Annotated in this window: 11 protein-coding genes, 1 tRNA gene and 1 pseudogene; 5 read left to right on the forward strand and 8 right to left on the reverse strand. The window is 39.6% G+C overall.

All coding sequences use genetic code 11. The annotated features are described in order from the left end of the window. Positions 1–100 precede the first annotated feature (100 nt). The 6 genes from VCM39_RS15055 to VCM39_RS15080 all read right to left on the reverse strand — a co-directional run bounded on the left by VCM39_RS15055 (position 101) and on the right by VCM39_RS15080 (position 10,756). Positions 101–1,399, reverse strand: coding sequence for a DUF4302 domain-containing protein (locus tag VCM39_RS15055; protein WP_322932940.1), 1,299 nt, complete (start codon positions 1,397–1,399; stop codon positions 101–103). 10 nt (positions 1,400–1,409) lie between these two features. Then, positions 1,410–2,297, reverse strand: a complete 888-nt coding sequence (locus tag VCM39_RS15060) for a putative zinc-binding metallopeptidase (RefSeq protein WP_289292811.1) — start codon at positions 2,295–2,297, stop codon at positions 1,410–1,412. 19 nt (positions 2,298–2,316) lie between these two features. After that, positions 2,317–3,873, reverse strand: a complete 1,557-nt coding sequence (locus VCM39_RS15065; RefSeq protein WP_289292812.1) for a RagB/SusD family nutrient uptake outer membrane protein — start codon at positions 3,871–3,873, stop codon at positions 2,317–2,319. Between the two features lie 16 nt (positions 3,874–3,889). Further along, on the reverse strand, positions 3,890–7,213 hold the full coding sequence (locus tag VCM39_RS15070; protein ID WP_221650857.1) for a SusC/RagA family TonB-linked outer membrane protein: 3,324 nt from the start codon (positions 7,211–7,213) through the stop codon (positions 3,890–3,892). A 315-nt stretch (positions 7,214–7,528) separates the two neighbouring features. Next, positions 7,529–9,055: a tetratricopeptide repeat protein gene (locus tag VCM39_RS15075; RefSeq protein WP_221650858.1), complete on the reverse strand. Its 1,527-nt coding sequence runs from the start codon at positions 9,053–9,055 to the stop codon at positions 7,529–7,531. 1,230 nt (positions 9,056–10,285) lie between these two features. Beyond that, complete coding sequence (locus VCM39_RS15080; RefSeq protein WP_221648518.1) at positions 10,286–10,756, reverse strand: hypothetical protein; 471 nt, start codon at positions 10,754–10,756, stop codon at positions 10,286–10,288. 1,171 nt (positions 10,757–11,927) lie between these two features. Here VCM39_RS15080 and VCM39_RS15085 point away from each other — a divergent pair. Together VCM39_RS15085 and VCM39_RS15090 are read left to right on the forward strand one after the other, a co-directional pair. Further along, entirely contained in the window at positions 11,928–15,836 is a 3,909-nt protein-coding gene (locus tag VCM39_RS15085; RefSeq protein WP_413544843.1) for a two-component regulator propeller domain-containing protein, read from the forward strand. Between the two features lie 221 nt (positions 15,837–16,057). Further along, a pseudogene (locus tag VCM39_RS15090) lies at positions 16,058–16,174 on the forward strand (DUF202 domain-containing protein); the annotation flags it as partial. An 85-nt stretch (positions 16,175–16,259) separates the two neighbouring features. On the opposite strand, the gene VCM39_RS15095 reads toward VCM39_RS15090, so the two are convergent. Next, positions 16,260–16,344, reverse strand: a tRNA-Ser gene (locus tag VCM39_RS15095). Between the two features lie 176 nt (positions 16,345–16,520). Here VCM39_RS15095 and VCM39_RS15100 point away from each other — a divergent pair. From VCM39_RS15100 to VCM39_RS15110, 3 genes are all read left to right on the forward strand, one after another. After that, on the forward strand, positions 16,521–19,022 hold the full coding sequence (locus VCM39_RS15100; protein ID WP_322932938.1) for an endonuclease MutS2: 2,502 nt from the start codon (positions 16,521–16,523) through the stop codon (positions 19,020–19,022). Between the two features lie 87 nt (positions 19,023–19,109). Then, on the forward strand, positions 19,110–20,162 hold the full coding sequence (corA, locus tag VCM39_RS15105) for a magnesium/cobalt transporter CorA (protein ID WP_289293779.1): 1,053 nt from the start codon (positions 19,110–19,112) through the stop codon (positions 20,160–20,162). Positions 20,163–20,192: 30 nt separating this feature from the next. After that, positions 20,193–21,401 carry an L-serine ammonia-lyase gene (locus VCM39_RS15110; protein WP_221648530.1) on the forward strand — a complete coding sequence of 403 codons (1,209 nt, stop codon included), beginning with the start codon at positions 20,193–20,195 and terminating at the stop codon, positions 21,399–21,401. Between the two features lie 108 nt (positions 21,402–21,509). Here VCM39_RS15110 and VCM39_RS15115 read toward each other — a convergent pair whose 3' ends face one another. Then, complete coding sequence (locus VCM39_RS15115; RefSeq protein ID WP_322932937.1) at positions 21,510–22,007, reverse strand: PepSY-like domain-containing protein; 498 nt, start codon at positions 22,005–22,007, stop codon at positions 21,510–21,512. Positions 22,008–22,039: the final 32 nt, after the last annotated feature.

Genomic DNA, 22,039 nt, shown 5'->3' on the forward strand with positions numbered 1-22,039 from the left:
TTTTTTTTAATTAATATTAAAGTCGTTTATCCCTCTCCTTTCTGTTTCCGTTTCTTGTCTTTGTTGGCAAGAAACGGATATATGATAAAAAGCTTATTTATCAGTTAATAAATGGATATTGTATTGGTTCTCTGGATAAAATTATTGTATTGGTAGGACGATCATCCTGCGTCAATTTAATTTTGGTAGGACGCTTCGGATTATCTACTGCCGTTATAGTATAAGTCTGCCTCCGGGACATGAAAAGCATGATACTCCACCAGGTTGCATATCCGTCCGGAATAAAGTTCCTGTAATCACCACCCATATAGCCGCTGTATTCCATAATAATTTTGTTTTTACCGGACAATTCATAATACATTAGTGCATCGGAAAAACCAAATCCTTGTACCTGCGTATACCACACATAATCTAAAACACCCTCGCCATAAGGTTCGAATCCTACAGATTCCACCTTTTCGGCAGCAACAGGACTATTTGCATCTATAATTTCCTGCCAGAAATTCTGCCCGATAGGTCCCAAACCACTGAACGAAAGATACCATACATTATTCACAAACATAGCGTTCAGTGGATAATCAGGAACAAACTGCACCGACGGGTATTCTGGCGAATACAGATAACTATTCTCTCCCGCATCTTTATAAGTTAATGAAGTAAATGTCTTTCCATTCAGAGTAAAAGGTTTATAGAACTCGAGGCCCTCTGCCGTCAATACAAAAGGCGCATAGGTATAAACAAGGTTATCTCCGTCTTTCTCGGTCAGCACCAGGCGATTCCAGGATACGGTGAGCTCCTGTGAGTAGCCGTCGTCTTCAAAAATAAATGCAGGATATTCTTGCATTATATCATTCATGTCAAAAATCTTTTCAATGTATTCATCCCAGTCGACATTTTCAGCTATTGGAGTCATAACTGCCAACGAACCGGACTTAGTACCCTTCAATACTACCTTCTGCGGCGTACATTCATCCATCACAGTAAAATCATAATCACCTTCCATACCACTTCCTATACCTCCGACTCCACTATCAGGTGAAGCAAAAAAGTGAATGATAGAATTGTAAGTATCAAATGACAATACTATTCCTGCCGATTGTTTTAAAGAGTACAAGCTTGTCATTCGTTCACCAACTCCGGCAACATCACTGGCCGCTGTCACCTTTCCATCCGTAGAAAAGGACAGGAACAGGTTATATCCACCATACTTTTGGGTTGCATTCGGATAATATTGCATCAGCCATCCATTTTTTGCACCCAACAGTACCTCATTCACATGTGTCAGAGATGCTTCTATACGATTGGCAGACGAATCCTCAAACAGATTTTCCTCCTCCGGAGAACAGGCCGCCAGAGTAAATACCATGAAGAAAAACAGTATATAATTTATTCTTTTCATAATTCGTATCTTATTTTAAACCACTTAAATCAAGAGAAGAAACTTCGGCAGAACGACGTTGAACAATGGTACGAAGTTCGTCCAAACTGATATCCCAGGAAGTAATTAAGTATTCTTTTACTATCTCCAGTTTCTGCTGCAAAGCTTCTTTGCCTTCACCAGCCATATTCATTCTCTCTTTCCACCATTGAGCATCGTGAGTCACATAGTTGGCTATCATCTCCACAAAATCTTCCTGAGATTCCGTACTGGCATAATTAGAAATAAAGCCCAACTCTAAAGCTTCCTTTTCAGACAAATTCATCCAGCTGGGGCCAGTATATTTGCCCATTGTGATTTCGTTGTACTCCACCGGATAGTCTTTGGTTTGATGCAGAATATGAGCAAATTCGTGATGCATCGTTTTAAAATACCATTCATTCAACACCTCCACATCAGGATTTTCAGTATCCAGCTCATTTACATTGTATAATACAACCTTCAACCCGCCTTCGGCCGTACCCAACACTACTGAGTGAGAATCCGGATTATAAGCTTTGGAACCTATTAGGGTTATAATCTTCGGACAGTAGGTTTTAATGAACATGCCCCCATCATTCATCAATTCCTCATAAGACTCCAGCCAAAGGAACTTTACCAGTTTAGCCAATGCGATTGACTTGTCATAATCCGCCGGAAGCAGATTGTATTGATGATCAGACTCTTTGTCTTCAAACCGGTACTTAAAATCAATATTATACGGATTGACATATTCTGTCAGAAGCCAATTGTCAAATTCATTTCTTTCAGGGCTCTCCGTATCAAAAATACTTGTATCACTCAATGAATCTTCACTGCAAGAGGTTAGAATCCCCCCTGCTATCACTGCCACAATAAATATCCACTTATTATATTTCATAATTCTTTCTTTTTACTTATTATCTTGGATTAGCCTGTAAACCTGCACTTATCACATCCTGAGGTAGCTGGAAAGCACGGCGTCTATCTTCTTTTTTCAGCACGATGTCTGAGTTTCCATCCCGATTATGAACCAATTCAATGCCATAGCGTTTCAGGTCGAACCAACGCATACCATCATGAAGCAGTTCGATACGGCGTAAATGGAGAATTAATTGAAGCATATTTTCTTGTTGTGATCCCTCTTCTATCGTAAACCCAAGTGGATTCAAATGTTTCTTAATACTACGAAATTGTGTATTTTCGGTAGAAGCATAACCGATACCATCATAAAAACGGTTGATTTCTCTCAGGGTAGTAGCCGTTTTTGTGGTACTATGCGACTTAATCCACATATTAATATCCGCCAATGCTTTGTTCTCATTTTCTTCTCCGCCTAATAAGATATAGGCTTCGGCACGGCAAAGGAGCGTTTCATCCGTCCGGAATGGTATATCCAGATAATGTACAAAACCAATACCACTTTCTTTGTCAATATATTCAAAATATATCTGGCTTTTAAAGAAATTGTTTTTAGTTTCTAACGCACTAATCTGATTCAACATGGCCAACCGGCCCCAAGGACAAATATTATCATCGTAATAAGCAGCCACAGTTTCACTCGTAAAAATCTCATTACCATGTCCGTAACGTTCCCCCAATGTATAGGACCCCAATGCATAGCCAACATCGGAATAAGACGGTAAAAACATCAGGTTACAGGCTAACTTCGGATCATTATACACATTTGCCACATCTTTCGAGGCAGATTGTACAATATCACTCCAATCGCGTAAAACTTTGCTCGGTACGGCACCCAATACACGATCAGCAGCCGTTATCACTTTGCTCCATTGCTGAGTAAACAAATAAAAGCGGGCAGCAAAAGCATAGGCAGCCTTTATATTGAAATGATATTTGGGAACCGAATACAGGTTATCATTAATCAATGGCAACCCTGCTTCCAGATCTTCCTGGATATACTTATAGGTTTCGGCCAATGTTCCTCTCTCATAGTAGGGCCTTACTTCTGTTTCCGGACGGATAGCATATGGAATACCCAACTCTGCAGAAGCCGTAGCCGGATTATAAGGCATACAAAAGAGATTGGCTAATACAAAGTGGGAATACGCACGGCACAGCAATGCTTCTCCTTTATGTGGATTCAAACTGGCAGGGCTCCCCTCCTCTTCTATCTTTTGAAGTACCTGATTGGCAGCCGCAATAGCATTGTAATGTGCATCCCACAACATTTTAGGAGAGTCGTTAGACTCTGCCGTTACATCTTTCCACAAATAAGCCTCTTCCTGTTCCTGTCCTATCAAGTCATAGCTAATGCCATTGTCCATTGCATTGTCCGATGCCATTTCCGTCAACAGAATATAAGTAGTAGTAGGATAAGCAGAAACAAGCAATTTGGCCATTTTATCAGCCGAGTCTATTTCAGTGCGATTGTCGGGAAGTGTATCCAAAAAATCACTGCAAGAAGATAATACCAAGACTCCACCTAATGCTATATGTAATATATTTCTTTTCATAATAATTTTCAATCTATTAAATACCCAATCTCAAAGTCAATGTAAATTGTTTAGGAACAGGAACCGCCACTCCACCGGAGTTGAAAAATTCAGGATCTTGTCCGTTCAACTTCTTGTCTGCATAAAGCAGGAATAGATTCGTACCTTGTATCTTCAATGACAGATTACTCATACGTAACTTTGAAACCAGTACTTTCGGGAAATCATAGGTTAATGAAATCTCTTTCATACGAATAAAATCACCCTTGGCAATACGGGCCGTTGAGTAGTTGTAAGCATTGTAGGCTTTATTCAAATAAGAATTCATTGTGTTCTGGCGTAAATCTGCAATGACCGGAATCGATGTTACATTTTCGTCACCAGCCACAGTCCAACGGTTTTTAAACTCTTTCGGAGTAGCATCCAGATCCGAATAAGCATTACTAAACACCGGATCAAGACGAATTACATTGCCGAATGAATATGTTATAAACAAATTCAACTTGAAACCTTTATAATAAAACAGATTGCCGAAACTACCTGTAATAGTAGGATCTGTGGACCCTTCATACACCAAGTGAGATTTATTTTCGCGCTCCTGGAAATTAATATCAGTCACCGTCACTTCACCCTTTTCATTAATAAAAGTCGGCAAACCTTCTTCATTCAATCCCCGGAAGTCCAAAGAGTACAATGAGCGTACCGGATTGCCCTCCAATGCAAAACCACTGCCCGAAATCATAGCCATCACATTCGCATCCGATTTTAATTCCGTCACTTTATTCTTTGCATTCGAGAAAATAAGATCCGTTGTCCATCTGAAATTATTCGTCTGAATGTTCTTGGTAGATAATGTAATCTCCACTCCATGCGATTCCATGCTCGCCACATTGGCCAACTTGGATACCTGTCCGCCTACTCCCATGGTATTTATCAAACCAATCAGATCATAATTATTACGCTTGTACCAATCGGCAGCCAGACTGATACGATTGTCGAGGAAACCAACTTCGGCACCAATGTTCAATTCGTGCTTCTTTTCATAAGTCAACTCACTGTTTTCCAGATCAGAGATCTGTAAACCTGACTCATTCACACTTGATAGAGGCCGCCAGGGATTATATCCCATGATAACAGCCAATGAGTTCGTTACGTTAGCGGGACCACGGTCAGCAGTCAAAGAGTAAGACGCTTTCAATGTAAAGTTAGAGAGAGAAGGACGTAAGGTCTCGAAAAAACTTTCTTCATGCATATTCCATGCCCCCGAAACGTTCCATGTAGGCAACCAGCGTGAAGAACGGCTCCGTCCCAGTTTATTGGAGCCTTCATAACGCATCGTCCCATTCACTGTATATTTTCCCTGATAGGAATAAGTAGCTGTACCAAAGAAAGAAACCTCACGGGATTTCGTACGGCTTACTGTATAGTAAGACGTGTTTTCTTCGTTACCCTGTTTGAAATAGCGATAATCATAATTGGCAAGCAAACCCATATCATACTGCATACCCACACCGTTGAACCAGCTTCTGCTACGGTCGGTTCCATTCAACTCCATACCACCAAATACATTCAGGATATGAGCATCGTTGTACATATCATTATAGGCCATCGTTGCACGAAAATCATAACTGTTCATTCCGTATTTCGTTTCACGATAGAAACCACCCACCGGAAGTACACTCACCGGAAGAGAGTTTGTATTATCCGGATCGGTATATAACCACGGATTGGCATTACGCATCGTCGCATCATCCATAGCACGGAATGCCCATGCCTGATTGGAATAATCTTCAACTGTATGAGTCTGCGTAGTGGTAGAATATTTATAAGCTCCCAAAGCAGTAACTTCTACTTTAGGAATAATCTTCCATTTTGCTTCTGCCTGAAAACGCATATCCACGACATTCAAATTCATATTGTTATTTTCTAACTCATGGAATATATTGAATGGAGCGTAGTTACGTACATAGTATTCATCGGGATCTAAAGTACGTGATGTGTTCAATGCAAATGAATAGGGGTTGATATCGAAGTCACGCTTCACCTCACCACTCACCGGATCAGTCTGAGAACCAAGCGCTCCCGGAGCTTTCTGCTTACGGTAAGAAGCGTTTCCTATTAGGTTTAAAGAGAAGTTCTTAAAGATATTATACAATGCATTCGTATTGACAGTGTAACGCTGAACGGAGCTTTGAGCATACCATCCCGGATCATTCATTACACTGATAGACGTATAATAAGAGGCCTTATCTGTTCCGGAAGACATGCTGACAGCATGATTCTGAGAAACACTATTGGAAAACAGAAGATCAAACCAGTCCGTGTTACGATATTCAGCATCACGCAAATACGAATTCACAGTTTCCGGTCTATTGGCAAGCATATATTGACCTGTAGCCGGATCATATGTATTCATCAGATGATACATCTTTCCATAAACTCCACTGTTGGAAGCACGATAAGATTCGGCAAATTTCAGATAACCGCCGGCCTCCATTTCTTTATATACTCCCATCTGTTCCTGGGAATTCATAATATTAAAGTTGCGATAGCTGGGTTTCATACGCATGGAAAACTCTCCGGTATAACTGATTTTATTGACTCCGGATTTACCTCTCTTCGTAGTCACCACGATTACACCCGCCATAGCACGTGCACCATATATAGAGGTGGCCGAACCATCTTTTAATATCTGAAAACTTTCGATATCATCGGCATTCAGACCAGCGATAGCAGAACTTATCAAGGTTTCGGCATCCCCGGAGGAAAGTTCATCAGCGCTAACCTCTGTTACGTCTTCCATTATTACACCATCGACTACCCATAAAGGCTTAGAACTACCATAAATAGAAGTAGCTCCACGTACACGAATCTTGGGAGCCGTACCGAATGTGCCGGATACGTTCTGTACAGAAACACCAGCCGAACGACCTTCCAGAGCACGACTGATATCCGGAATACCATCCAGCTTGGTTGCCTCTCCGGACAACTTATCCGATGCACCTGTGAAAAGACGTTTGTCCATCCTTTGCATACCGGTAACCACAACTTCCTCAATCATCTCGCTATCGGACTCCATTACAATGACCAGATTGGCTTTGATTGATACCTCCTGTGGCTTCATTCCCACATACGAAATCAGAATTTTCTTAGCATTTGACGGAACGTTGGACAAGATAAATTTACCGTCAATATCGGTCACCGTACCAATCCCCGTATCTTTAATTAATACAGAGGCACCAATGATCGGCTGACCGTCCTCTGCTGAGGTAACAGTACCTGTAACTCTTGAAATTTGGGCTACTATCAAATTCATTCCCATCATGCAAAAGCATAGTAGTAGCAGTAGTTTCTTTTTCATATTAACTATTTTGGTTCATTTTCAGAAAGAAGCATCAGAATGGAGCTTCTTCGTTAACGAACGCAAATATAGTCCTTCTGTTTCCCCGGGAATATTTTTGTTGCATTTATAACTACTTCCATCAAATAAGAACACACTTCAAAACTACGCACATCAATATAATAAACTAATAAACAGAAATATAGATAATCAAAAAGTCTTATACAATCGTTTCGAAAGACAGGTTTATATTTTGTTTTAAACTACTTATCGGCTCTTAAAAGAAAGACTGTCCCTATGTGAAATAGTTATAAAATAGTTCCTGATATTTCATCATCACCACTGCTCTACTTCCAATAAATAATCATAAATATCTTTTGAAGTATCTAAATCGAGTTTTTTCTTTAAACGGAATTTTCCGCTTTCAACTCCGCGCACAGACTTATTAGTGAGATTGGCTATCTCTTTGGTATTCAGGCCCAATTTAATTAATGTACACAATCGCAAATCCGATAAGCTCAAGTCCGAATGCCTCTTTTTCAGCTTATTATAAAACTCCTGCGATTCCTGTTCTACATAAAAAGTAAAGTCTTTCCCTAATTTTTCCGGAGTCAAAAAGCTAAGAACATCCTCAATCTCTTTGATACCTCTCAATACATCCGCCTTACTGCCGGCCATGCTCTTGATACGTGTTATAATCTTCCAGAGCTTAGGCATTTTTTCCTCCAAAGCCAGTATTTTCAATAACATATCATTTCCGTTGTATGATTCTGGCAGAGATTCAACACTCTCCCCGGCTTGCTCGTCTAAGGAAGAAACCTCTGTTTCTGTTCCAGTCTCTCTGCCATTGTATATCATAGCCCTTTTATTCCTTTTTACAGCCATTCTCCATTTGATAAAGACAAATGCTAATATCAATAAAACAATGATCCACAGATAAATACTCACTGAAAAGTGGTCAACCTCTTCCAATTCGGACAAAATGCGCAGGAACTTTACATTATATTCATCCAACTGTGTATACTTAGAGTTCTTAATGGCTTCTATAACGAGCAAACGAGCTTTTTCATAAGACTTATTATCAATCAGAAACTCACAATAGCCGGTCAGAATAATAGAATAAACTATCGGAGCTTTTTCTTTAGACATGGCAAGGCTCTCAATAAAATATTGTTCCGCCAACCCTTTCTTTCCCAAACGATAATAAACAAGAGCTAAGTTTCCGGTAGAAATAGCCTCATGTTTCTCCAAAATAACAGACAACCTCCGTGTCTCCAGATATTTTTCCAAAGCCTTTCCATATTGTTCAGTCTCCACATAGATATCTCCCAGATTGGATTGTGCATGAAACATCGCCTCAATGTCATTTATTAATTCTGCCTCATGCAAGGAATACAGTGCATATTTTTCTGATAAATCATACATCTTTTGCATCCCGTACATAGAAGACAATCCCATATAAGCCATAGCAAGCCTATGATGGGCACTATCGGGCAATTCTTGTACCAACCTGGTATAGTTATACTCAGCCTGAGAGTAATTCTTTGTCAGTGTTTGGTTCCACGCTGAAGTGGAAAGTAACTGATAGTAAATGTTCCGCACCAATTTACTCTTTTTTTGTCCCGCCGACATACTTTCATAACAATCCCACGCCTGTTTATCAAAAGTGCTCCCCTTCATCAAATCCCCTTCATTATTACAATAGTTTATCGAATCTAACAACCCGGCAAGGCTATCACACATTAATTTAAATGAAGTATCAGTTAGTGACACAGCAAAAATATTTTGCCCCAAAAGTAAAAGCAGAACGAACAGCACTTTTCTTACATAAATCAAGAATCCGATTCCTTTCAGCAATCTCATAGATGTAAAATCCCCCTCTAATATTATTCTATCATCACACAGAAACAACAAGTCTCTTTCTTGCAAAATTAAAAATAATATTCACTAAACGAGCACATTTTAGAGTTAAATGATAACACTATTTATGAATACGTATTTATTTTTTAACATAAGATAAAAATAAGAAAAGCATATAGCTATCTCAAAGATAGCTTCTACAAACTAAATGAGCATACTTTCATAAGTAATCCCTCTACTTTTTTTTATCCGTCATTCCTTTAAAATAGTATTCAGAACTTCATTATACCTCATTCACAGCTATCACGTATGAACTATATCACAATGATTATACCACGTATCCCGAAAAAACATATCGTTGATATTTGCATGCCGGTAAAACCATTGTAAAAAGAAAAAAAGTTTATCAATATCTACTTTGATATTGATAAACTTTTCATCCAGTACATTACCTCTTTCAATCATAAGTATTTCATCAAAATTATAGTTCTTTGGTAATTTAGTTGAAAGATTTGTCCTTGTACGGTTCTGAGTGTTGTATAATAGAAACATACAGTACATGCCTACTTACAATTTGACAAAGTGATATTCCTGTTCCTCTGTAATCCTCTAATTAAAGGAAGGTTTCTCACAAGTGATAAAAATCTTCGGCATTTCCGGTTTCTATTATCCCTATTGTACGACCTGCAAAGAATTACACGACAAAAATATCTTATTATTTTAACATTCACTACACTATTCAACTTTATAAGCTTCTTTGATGACACTTTAATAGTTAAAATTGGGATGAATTTAGCCGTCAGTTAGCGTCCGAAAGCGTTTTTCAAGGCGGTTTTATTTATTCTCGTAGAGTCTCGAATTGTTTCTCTACGAGGTTCGAGTGGTTCCTCGTAGAGAAACCGAACTTATCATGCCGGGAAAATTAGAATAACATGCCCATTAAATATGCATGTTTATCCAAATAAAGAAAGATTATACGACAGAATACGCATAATAATTTGTATTATTATACATATTATTCTCCAGTTACAGCAATAATCAGAATAAAGGTGTCATAAAAATCAGTCATATAAAAACAAAAAGACAGGATAACTGCATTTCTCAAAACTTTTATTAATCCCATCATGACATTGTATTTAATGCTATCAACATCGGCTCATCAGTTCACTATGCATTTTACCCCCTTGTTAAATACGTACTTTTACAAAACATACAAACGTTACCGACTTTCCATTATGAATCGGTTTTAGAATTATTATTAAGTATCAGTCTTTTAATGTATTTAGCAGTTTTCCGCTTTAGCCTATAACCAATAAATATGATTCGGATTCTATTATATGTATTCAAAAAGAACTCAAAAATACAATTATGTTCTTCCTTTATAATGTATATAGTATGAATTTTCAGATTAATATTGAATGAATGGAGATGTCTGTTCTTCTTAAATAGTATAAATAGTACATCACCCACTTCTTCATATTCAACATAATCTATTGTACTTAATGGTATTGCAAACAAATCAGTATCTTTTTCTAATTTCAAACAGAATTCATCACAATATAAATTCAACCTTTCGAAGAAGGGTTTTATTAGTTCATATTTTTCCTGATTGGTTTGATTTGCCAATCCCATCAAACAAATCAATTCGATAACTCCCGAATCAGCCAGTTTAACTTCTATTCCAAATTCACTAATTTCATACATGTTAGTTTAGTTTTTTGTTGATCAAAAGATTTAATTTCATTCTTAATTTTGACCCGGAAGGTTTGGGGTTCAAAAAAGTATCATATTCTTTCTTATAAAGTACGTAAAAGAGATAGTTATTGAAATAAAATATATCATCTATTTCTATTGGACCAAAAATATTATTTAATGGCATCAGGTAATAACAAAAGATTTCAGGAAATTCGATTACTTCAAAATCTAAGAAGATGCAGTGATACTTCGTAAAAGGAAATAGGGTTAGATACTTCGAGTTGTTGTTTTGCTTTGGGATTTGTTTAAGACTAACATCTATAAACTCCCTTGTGTAAATATTCATACTGATAGGTTTTTAAGTTTCCTCTTAAAAAAAGAGGTGCGAACCGTACTCATCTGAAAACTGAAGGTAGTGGTGCTAACCCTTAATCAAACAGAGTAAGTACGCCCGCACCATATCAGTACGAGCGTTCTAAACTCATCTTGTTTGATTAATTTTTCTTCTAAAGCACCACCTTTTTCAGATAATCAAGACGTTCCGAAACGCTGTAATAAATTACATTTCGTGAAAATGGATTTCTCCCCATCTTCATTTGCAAAGATATACATTTTTCAATTAAATATCCTTTTCTTTTTGTTTTTTATTCGAAATGTTAGGTTCAGGTTATTCATCAACAGTTTCTTCCTTAGCTTGTTCAGCTACTTCAGAACTGATGACGATTCTTTTTCTTCATTAATAACTTAATAGCCGACTCCTTTTTGATAGCGCACTGATTATCTGAATAATAAACATTTAACCATGGGTGTTTTTATCTCAATTATTGGGTATGATTTAACTACTTCCAACACTTATTATCAGTGCCCAATTGCAATAACCCAAGTGACAATCAATTATATAGCTATCAGTTTAGAGAGTCGCAAATTGATAACTTTTCCATACTTTTGACACAGTCTTTTTACACCCTTCAGCGAAGAGACAGCGTAAATGCTATTAGCTACTAATGAAACAAAATTCATTTATTTTGGTGGATATTTAACGAATATTTTATAATTTTGCAGATGTGTTTTTGAATCTTTTGCGAGAAAAATGAAAATATCTTTAAACATTAGACGAATTTTTCTTTTTACTATCCTTTTCATCAGTAGTTCCGTAAGCAGGTGCCAGATTTATAAGTACATAGGACTGGAAGATGGCCTGAGCAACCAGAAAATATATCATATCCAAAAAGACCGAAGGGGATATATGTGGTTTCTAACCCAGGAAGGGGTAGACCGTTATGATGGAAAATATATCAAGCATTACAACTTTTCAGACGGCAGCATGAAGCTGGATTCGCGGGTTGCTTTGAGTTGGCTCTATATGGACAACAAGAATGTATTATGGGTAATCGGCCAGAAGGGTCGTATTTTCAAATATGATTCGCAGCATGATAAATTCGAACTGGTTTACGTACATCCGGAGCTAATCAGAAATAAGTCGCAGGCATTTCTGAATTACGGTTATTTGGACAAAAATGATCGTATCTGGCTGTGCTATAAAGATAGCATTACATGGTATGATATCCATACCGGAACAACTTTACATACGCCGACACCGGTCAACGGTGAAATAACTGCCATTGAACAGACGGATGGTAATCATTTCTTTATCGGTACAGGAAGTGGCCTGTTTCGTGCCGGGATAGAAAAGGGGAAGTTGAATATAGTGCCTGACGAAGCAGTAGAAAGTATCGATACACCAGTGCATGAACTCTATTACCACGCCCTTTCAAAACAACTATTTGTGGGAAACTATAAAGAGGGAATACTTATATATGACATGGGGAAAACAGGAAAAATCATCCCTTGTCAATCACCCAATAATGTAGAGATAAACCGGATCGTTACTTTGAACGCTCATGAACTTTTAGTAGCCACAGGCGGGAAAGGTGTATATAAACTGGATATGAATACATGCATGAGTGAACCCTATATAACAGCCGATTACAGTAGTTATAACGGAATGAACGGAAACAATATTAATGATATTTATGTGGATGAGGAGGAACGCATCTGGCTTGCCAATTATCCTACCGGTATTACCATCCGTAACAACCGTTATGGAAGTTATGACCTAATAAGGCATTCCATTGGCAACAACCTTTCACTGGTGAACGACCAGGTCCATGATGTGATCGAGGACAGTGACGGTGACCTCTGGTTTGCGACCAGTAACGGCATCAGTCTTTATCAGACCGATACAAAAGAATGGCGCTCATTCCTCAGTTCCTTTGATCCGGTACCGGATAACGAGAATCATATCTTTTTAGCACTGTGTGAGGTCTCTCCCGGCGTAATATGGGCTGGAGGTTTTATGCCAGGCATTTGCAAGATAGAAAAGAAGAAAGGGTTTAAGATCAGCCACCTTTCTCCTGCTGCTATTGCAGGAGTACGTCCCGACCAATATATATTTGACATCAAGAAAGATTCGTGCGGTGATGTCTGGTCCGGTGGATATTATCACCTGAAACGCATTAATCTTGAGACCAAAAGTGTGCGTCTATATCCGGGAGTAAACTCCATCACTACCATTCAGGAGAAAGACACCCGGCAGATGTGGATCGGTACAAGAATGGGGCTCTATCAACTTGACAAGGAATCCGGGATTTACCGGTATATTGACCTGCCCATTGAATCTCCCTATATATGCGCATTATACCAAAGGAATGACGGTATCCTATATATCGGCACTCGTGGAGCCGGACTGCTTATATATGACATCGATAAAAAGAAGTTCATCCATCAGTACCGTACAGACAACTGTGCTCTGATTTCCGATAATATCTATACAATTCTCGCGCGTCAGGACAAGAGCCTCCTCATGGGTACAGAAAACGGAATTACCATTTACTCGCCTAAAGAACACTCCTTCCGCAATTGGACACGGGAACAAGGATTGATGAGTGTCAATTTTAATACCGGCTCTGCTACAACCTATAGCAAAAATACACTTGTTTTTGGTAGCAATGACGGGGCTGTCAGGTTCCCAACAGACATACAGATACCGGAACCGCATTACTCCCGTTTGTTACTGCGCGATTTTATGATAGCCTATCATCCCGTTTATCCTGGTGATGACGGTTCTCCGCTGGAAAAGGATATTGACGAGACTGACCGATTAAAATTGACTTACGGACAAAACTCCTTTTCTCTTGATGTAACTTCCATTAATTATGATTATCCTTCTAACATTCTTTATTCATGGAAGATTGACGGTTTTCATAAAGAATGGAGCCGTCCGAGCCAAGACAACCGGATTGTTGTAAGGAATCTGCCGCCCGGCAATTATACTTTGCAGATTCGTGCCGTATCCAATGAGGAAAAATATAAGACCTTTGAGACAAGAAACATTCAGATTATCATAACGCCTCCAGCATGGGCCAGTGTATGGGCTATGGCGGGATATGCAATCCTGCTGGTGCTGGTTATGGGTATCATATTCCGTATCATCATGCTACACAAACAGAAGAAAATTTCGGATGAGAAGACACAGTTCTTCATTAATACGGCCCATGACATACGTACCCCGCTCACATTGATAAAGGCTCCACTGGAGGAAGTCGTAGAAAATTGTATGATAAAGGAACAAGCATTACCGCATATGAATATGGCCCTTAGGAATGTAAATACATTGCTCCAGCTAACGACCAACCTGATAAATTTCGAACGGGTAGGTGTCTACTCTTCCCACCTTTATGTTTCCGAATACGAATTGAACTCCTATATGGATAATATTTGTGCCACTTTCCGTAAATATGCTGAGATGAGACATGTCAGGTTTGTTTACGAAAGCAATTTTAACTATCTGAATGTGTGGTTTGACAGTGACAAGATGGGATCTATTCTGAAGAATATCCTGTCAAATGCATTGAAATATACACCTGAAGGTGGCAGCGTACGTATTTATGCCTGCGAGGAAGCGAACTCCTGGAGCATCGAGGTGAAAGATACCGGAATCGGTATTCCCGCATGTGAACAGAAGAAACTGTTCAGGAATTATTTCCGGGGGAGCAACGTTATCAACCTCAAAGTGACAGGCTCTGGAATCGGGTTGATGCTGGTATACAAGCTGGTCAGATTACATAAAGGCAGGATCCAAATTCAGAGTACGGAACATCAAGGGACCTGTGTACAAGTTACTTTCCCGAAAGGAAACAGCCATCTCCATAAAGCAAAATTCATATCTCCCAAGACACCGGATGAATGTTCGGAGATTATCATACCTGATAGTGCTTCAGAGCAGCCATCCATAGAAACATCCCAGGCAAACGGTTCTTTACAACGTATCCTGATAGTAGAGGACAATGATGACTTACGTAATTATCTTGCTGATATGTTCAGAACGGGTTATAATATTCAGTCCTGTTCAAATGGAAAGGATGCGCTTGTCATAATACGGGAATTTAATCCGAATCTCATTATATCCGATATAATGATGCCCGAGATGGGCGGGGATAAACTCTGCTCAATTATAAAAGGTGATCTTGAAATGTCACATATTCCGGTCATCTTGCTGACTGCGCTGGGAGATGAAAAAAATATGCTCGAAGGACTGGAAATTGGAGCAGATGCCTACATCACAAAACCTTTCAACGTAGGGATACTCAAGGCAACGGCCAAGAATATACTTGCAAATCGCGCCATGCTCCGTCAGGTTTATAACAGTATCGAAGATGAAAAACAGAATCTTCCGTCCAACTGCACCAATACTTTGGACTGGAAATTCATAGCCTCTGTCAAGGAATGTATAGAAAACAATATGGGAAATCCGGACTTCAATGTGGACATGCTCAGTAGTCAGCATCACATGAGCCGTACAAGTTTCTTCAACAAATTAAAGGCGTTGACCGGCTATGCTCCGGCTGATTATATCCGGATGATACGTCTGCAACATGCCGCACAATTGCTGAAACAGGGTGAATATACAATAACGGAGATTGCTGACATAGTCGGATTCTCGGATGCAAAATACTTCCGTGAAGTATTTAAAAAATATTATAATGTAAGTCCAAGCAAATTTAATAAAAATCAGAATATTGATGGCTAATAAAAAAACTCACCGATCTGAACCTCAGTGTCTCAAGCATATCATTCCTCCTCAGTTCTAATCTTCTCGGTTTTCCTGACTGGAACGATGTGCAAGATATACTGGGATTTTTTAATTATCATCAGATCCCTACTCTTTCCTTGTTTTTTCTGCCACCATAAGCACTAACTTTTATACAAGTCGTATTTATTAGTAATATTTTATCTTTGCGGAAAACCTGAGAAAGAACAAAGTTAGCGAATGAAAGAACTTTATTTGCCTATATTCGTACCTCTCTTTATCTCCTTACTACAGGAATTGGAATATTACAGATCGAAGGCATTTCACGTCTTCACGGACCTTAAATGATGTTCAATAGAACAGACATAAGGGGATAAAAAAAGTTCCACAAATCTAATGATTTGTGGAACTTAGCTATTCATGCGGAGAGACAGGGATTCGAACCCCGGGTACCTCGCAGTACAACGGTTTTCAAGACCGCCGCAATCGACCACTCTGCCACCTCTCCAAAACTTCTTTATCAGAAGTGCTTTCCTTTGAAAGCGGTGCAAAGGTACGTATCTTTTTTAAATCTGCAAGCATTCTAATGATTTTTTCATGAAATAATCGTATTTTTGCTTCGTAATTCAAATTACAGGGAGTAATCTCAATCGTAAATTGTAAATAGCTAAATCGTAAATATCAATGATATATCCTCAAAATTTTGAGCAAAAGATAGGATTTGAACAAATCAGACAACTATTGAAAGAAAAATGTCTCAGCACATTGGGCGAGGAACGTGTAACAGATATGAACTTCTCCGATCAGCATGAAAAGGTAGAGGAACTACTAAATCAAGTTACAGAGTTTGTCCGCATCATACAGGAAGAAGACAGTTTCCCCGACCAGTTCTTTTTCGACGTACGCCCGTCACTGAAACGTGTACGAATAGAAGGAATGTACCTGGACGAGCAGGAATTATTTGATTTAAGACGTTCGTTAGAAACGATTCGCGACATCGTACGATTCCTTCAACGCAATGAAGAGGATGAAGAAAGTGATTGTCCCTACCCCAGCCTGAAACGATTGGCGGGAGATATTGCTGTATTTCCCCAGCTAATAGGAAAGATTGACGGTATACTAAACAAATACGGAAAGATAAAGGACAATGCTTCAACGGAACTGGCACGTATTCGTCGTGAACTTGCAAGTACGATGGGAAGCATCTCACGCTCACTAAACAGCATTTTACGCAGTGCTCAATCCGAAGGCTATGTAGACAAAGATGTAGCACCCACCATGCGTGATGGTCGCCTCGTAATCCCCGTTGCACCAGGATTGAAGAGAAAAATAAAAGGTATTGTACACGATGAGTCTGCCAGTGGAAAGACGGTCTTTATAGAACCAGCGGAAGTGGTAGAAGCCAACAATCGCATTCGTGAACTGGAGGGAGATGAACGACGGGAAATTATCCGTATTCTGACAGAGTTCTCCAATATGTTGCGTCCTTCTATCCCGGAAATACTACAATCTTATGAGTTTCTGGCAGAAATTGACTTTATACGGGCAAAAAGTTATTTCGCCATACAGACCAATGCGCTGAAACCTTCTCTTGAGAATGAGCAATTACTGGACTGGACCATGGCTATACACCCATTGTTACAACTGTCCCTCGCCAAGCATGGCAAAAAGGTAGTGCCCCTCGACATCGAATTGAATCAGCAACAACGTATTCTCATTATCTCCGGTCCTAATGCCGGTGGAAAGTCCGTCTGTCTCAAAACAGTAGGACTACTGCAATACATGTTGCAATGCGGAATGCTCATCCCTATGCATGAACGCAGCCATGCAGGAATATTCAGCAGCATATTCATTGACATCGGTGACGAACAATCTATTGAAGACGACCTGAGTACTTATTCGTCCCATCTGACCAACATGAAGATGATGATGAAGAATTGCAATGAACGCAGCCTTATTCTTATCGACGAATTCGGAGGTGGAACAGAACCACAGATAGGTGGAGCTATTGCCGAAGCTGTATTGAAACGCTTTAATCAGAAAAAGACATTCGGAGTTATCACTACGCATTATCAGAATCTAAAACACTTTGCAGAAGATAATGAAGGAGTAGTGAATGGTGCCATGCTTTACGACCGCCATCTCATGCAGGCTCTTTTTCAACTACAAATAGGTAATCCGGGGAGTTCATTTGCTGTAGAAATAGCAAGAAAAATCGGACTACCTGAGGATGTCATTGCTGATGCTTCAGAAATCGTAGGCAGCGAATATATTAACGCGGACAAATATCTTCAGGACATTGTCCGTGACAAACGTTATTGGGAAGGTAAACGCCAGACTATCCGCCAGCGTGAAAAACATATGGAGGAAACAATCGCCCGTTATCAGACCGAAATGGAGGAATTGCAGAAATCCCGTAAGGAAATTATCCGCCAGGCAAAAGAAGAAGCCGAACGATTGCTGCAAGAATCAAATGCAAAAATAGAGAATACCATACGTACCATCAAGGAGGCACAGGCAGAAAAAGAAAAAACCCGCCTTGTACGCCAGGAACTAAATGACTTCCGCGCTTCTGTAAACGAACTTGCTTCCAAAGAACAGGAAGATAAGATTGCCCGGAAAATGGAAAAGCTGAAAGAAAAGCAGAATCGAAAAAAGAGCAAGCAAAAAGCTACTCCGGAAGAAAAAGCACAATCCCAACTGGTTCCCAAAGTGATACCTATCACCATAGGTGACAATGTCAAGTTAAAAGGACAAACCAGCGTTGGTGAAGTACTGGAAATAAATGGTAAAAATGCAGTAGTAGGCTTTGGTAGTATCAAAACAACCGTTAAACTGGAAAGACTGGAACGCGCCAATGCCACGGTACAGAAACAGGAGCCGGCAAAGAGTACTTTTGTCAGTAGTCAGACACACGATCAGATGTATGAGAAAAAATTAAATTTCAAACAAGACATTGATGTACGTGGGATGCGTGGAGACGAGGCTTTGCAGGCTGTCACTTACTTTGTAGACGATGCCATACTGGTAGGTATGAGTCGCATACGTATTCTTCATGGTACAGGTACAGGTATTCTTCGTTCTCTTATCCGCCAGTATTTAGATACCGTACCAGGTGTACGCCACTTTGCCGATGAACATGTACAGTTTGGAGGTGCCGGGATTACAGTTGTAGATTTGGCATAAAAGCGAACTAAAGTATTAAACAACTTGTTCTCATATAGAAAATCATTACCTTTGTTGTAATGGTTTTCTAAAACTAAAAAATAAAGCATGAAGAACAACCTGTTAAGCGAGAAATTAATTTATACGGGTGAGAGCCAGACGCCTACCCATCTGCACCTTTGTACATACAATGCCAATGAAATGCAGGAAGTTTCAGGAGCAGACTTTCATGAAATCAGCAGTTCTCTGAATAGTGAACGTATCAACTGGCTTCAGGTACATGGTATGAAGAATACTGAAACTGTTCGTGAAATATGCGAACATTTCGAAATAAACTTTCTCGTGTTACAAGATATACTGAATGCCAATCATCCTACTAAAATAGAAGAACACGATAATTACATCGTACTAATTTTAAAGCTCTTCTATCCTGCACCCAAAAAGAACGAGGAAGATTTGGATGAACTGGAGCAGCAACAAATCTGCATTATTTTGGGTACCAATTACATACTTACCTTCCTTGAAAGAGAAACTGATTTTTTTGATGATGTAAGTACTGCCCTACGCAATGACGTACTCAAAATACGAGGCAGACAAAGCGATTATCTGCTCAGTGTACTTTTGAATAGTGTTATAGGCAATTACACCTCAATGGTATCCGACATAGATGATGCCCTTGAAGACCTCGAAGAAGAATTACTGACCATCAGCGACGGAAATGACATTGGTGTACAAATTCAGTCCCTGCGCCGTCAGTATATGCTGATGAAAAAATCAATACTCCCCTTAAAAGAGCAGTACATAAAACTACTGCGGGGAGAGAGCACTCTGATGCACAAGGTGAACCGTGCCTTCTTCAATGATGTAAACGACCATTTACAATTTGTACTGCAAACCATTGAAATATGCAGAGAAACCCTTTCATCTTTGGTAGACCTCTATATTTCCAACAATGATTTGAAGATGAATGACATCATGAAACGGCTAACAATCGTTTCTACAATCTTTATACCATTAACCTTTTTGGTAGGCGTATGGGGTATGAATTTCAAAGTGATGCCCGAACTGGACTGGCGATACGGATACTGTTTCGCCTGGGGATTAATGGCAGTTATAGGTATCATCGTATATGCTTTCTTCCGGAAAAAAAGATGGTACTGAAAGAGTTGAAAATAAGCACATTTATTATATATGAAATCTATTAAAGAGTTATACCGTATCGGTACGGGGCCTTCGAGTAGCCACACAATGGGGCCACGCAAAGCTGCCGAAATGTTTGTGGTACGCCATCCGGATGCTGCCAAGTTTAAAGTAACCCTCTATGGAAGTCTTGCCGCCACAGGAAAAGGACACATGACAGACGTTGCCATCATTGATACGCTGGAACCTACAGCCCCCGTAGAAATTATATGGCAACCTAAAGTATTCCTCCCTTTCCACCCCAATGGGATGACTTTTGCTGCATTCGATGTCAATGATAAATTAACAGAAAACTGGACCGTATATAGTGTTGGTGGCGGAGCTTTGGCAGAGAACAACGATACTCCTTCTATCGAAAGCCCAGATGTATACGGCATGAACAGCATGACAGAGATTCTGGAATGGTGTGAATGCAATGGCAGAAGCTATTGGGAATATGTCAAAGAATGCGAAGACTCTGATATTTGGGATTACCTGAATGAAGTCTGGAAAACAATGATAGATTCCATTCACCGTGGATTGGAAGAGGAAGGTGTATTACCCGGTCCACTGAATCTGAGAAGAAAAGCCTCAACCTATTATATCCGTGCTACAGGATACAAACAATCCTTGCAATCCCGTGGACTGGTATTTGCATACGCATTGGCTGTCAGCGAAGAAAATGCTTCCGGAGGGAAAATAGTCACGGCTCCTACTTGTGGCTCTTGTGGAGTAGTACCTGCCGTACTTTATCATCTGTACAAAAGCCGCGATTTCAGTGATATTCGTATCCTTCGTGCATTGGCAACAGCCGGATTAGTGGGAAATATTGTCAAATTCAATGCTTCTATCTCAGGAGCGGAAGTAGGTTGTCAAGGGGAAGTAGGTGTAGCATGTGCAATGGCCTCAGCTGCATCCAATCAGTTATTCGGGGGAAGCCCGGCACAAATAGAGTACGCAGCCGAAATGGGATTAGAACATCATTTGGGCATGACTTGTGATCCCGTATGCGGATTGGTACAAATTCCCTGTATTGAACGTAATGCATATGCTGCAGCACGTGCGCTGGATGCAAATCTATATTCTTCATTTACAGACGGAATGCATCGTGTCTCCTTCGATAAAGTTGTACAGGTGATGAAACAAACAGGACATGACCTACCTTCTCTGTATAAAGAAACAAGCGAAGGAGGACTGGCAAAAGACTACAAGCAAATGTAGTTATTTAGTTGACAATTGACAGTGGACAATTGACAGTGGCTATGCAGCATATAGCACAGCTAACTATCAACGATCAATTGTCAACTGTCAATTGTCAACTGTCAATTGTCAACTAATGTCCGGCCAGTGGGTATTATCCGTATCAGAGATGTCTTTTTCACGAAGGAGGCCTCCATATTCTGAATAATATAAAGCCCGTTCCTGCCCTCCTCGCTGTACTTCTAAAACAAACTCTTCGGGCTTTTGCGGGAAAGTCAGTTTCGTCAAATCATCAATAACCCAATTGGCGTAGTTACCTTCCTGGAAAGCAGTACTGACAGCTGTTGGCAGATTCTCGAAAAAGATATCCATTTCTGTCATAATCCAATTGGCATTGGCATCAAACCACACATCGAGTTCGTCATTTCCTACCCAGCAATTCGCCACATAATAAACACCTTTCTGCTCCCATTCTATGTTTTTCACACCGGGATAAAGCTGGTTCAATGCATTTATGATAGCCTGATTGGGGGGTAGATAAGTATCATCATCGTCACTACAAGAGTTAAAGGAAAATAAGGCTGTCATCAACATGACAGCCCAAATACTAAATTTTATTTTTATCATAGTTAAAGTCCTTCGGGGTTAGATTATTATCA

Source organism: Bacteroides mucinivorans, from assembly GCF_034654355.2.
GTDB classification, from domain to species: domain Bacteria; phylum Bacteroidota; class Bacteroidia; order Bacteroidales; family Bacteroidaceae; genus Bacteroides; species Bacteroides nordii.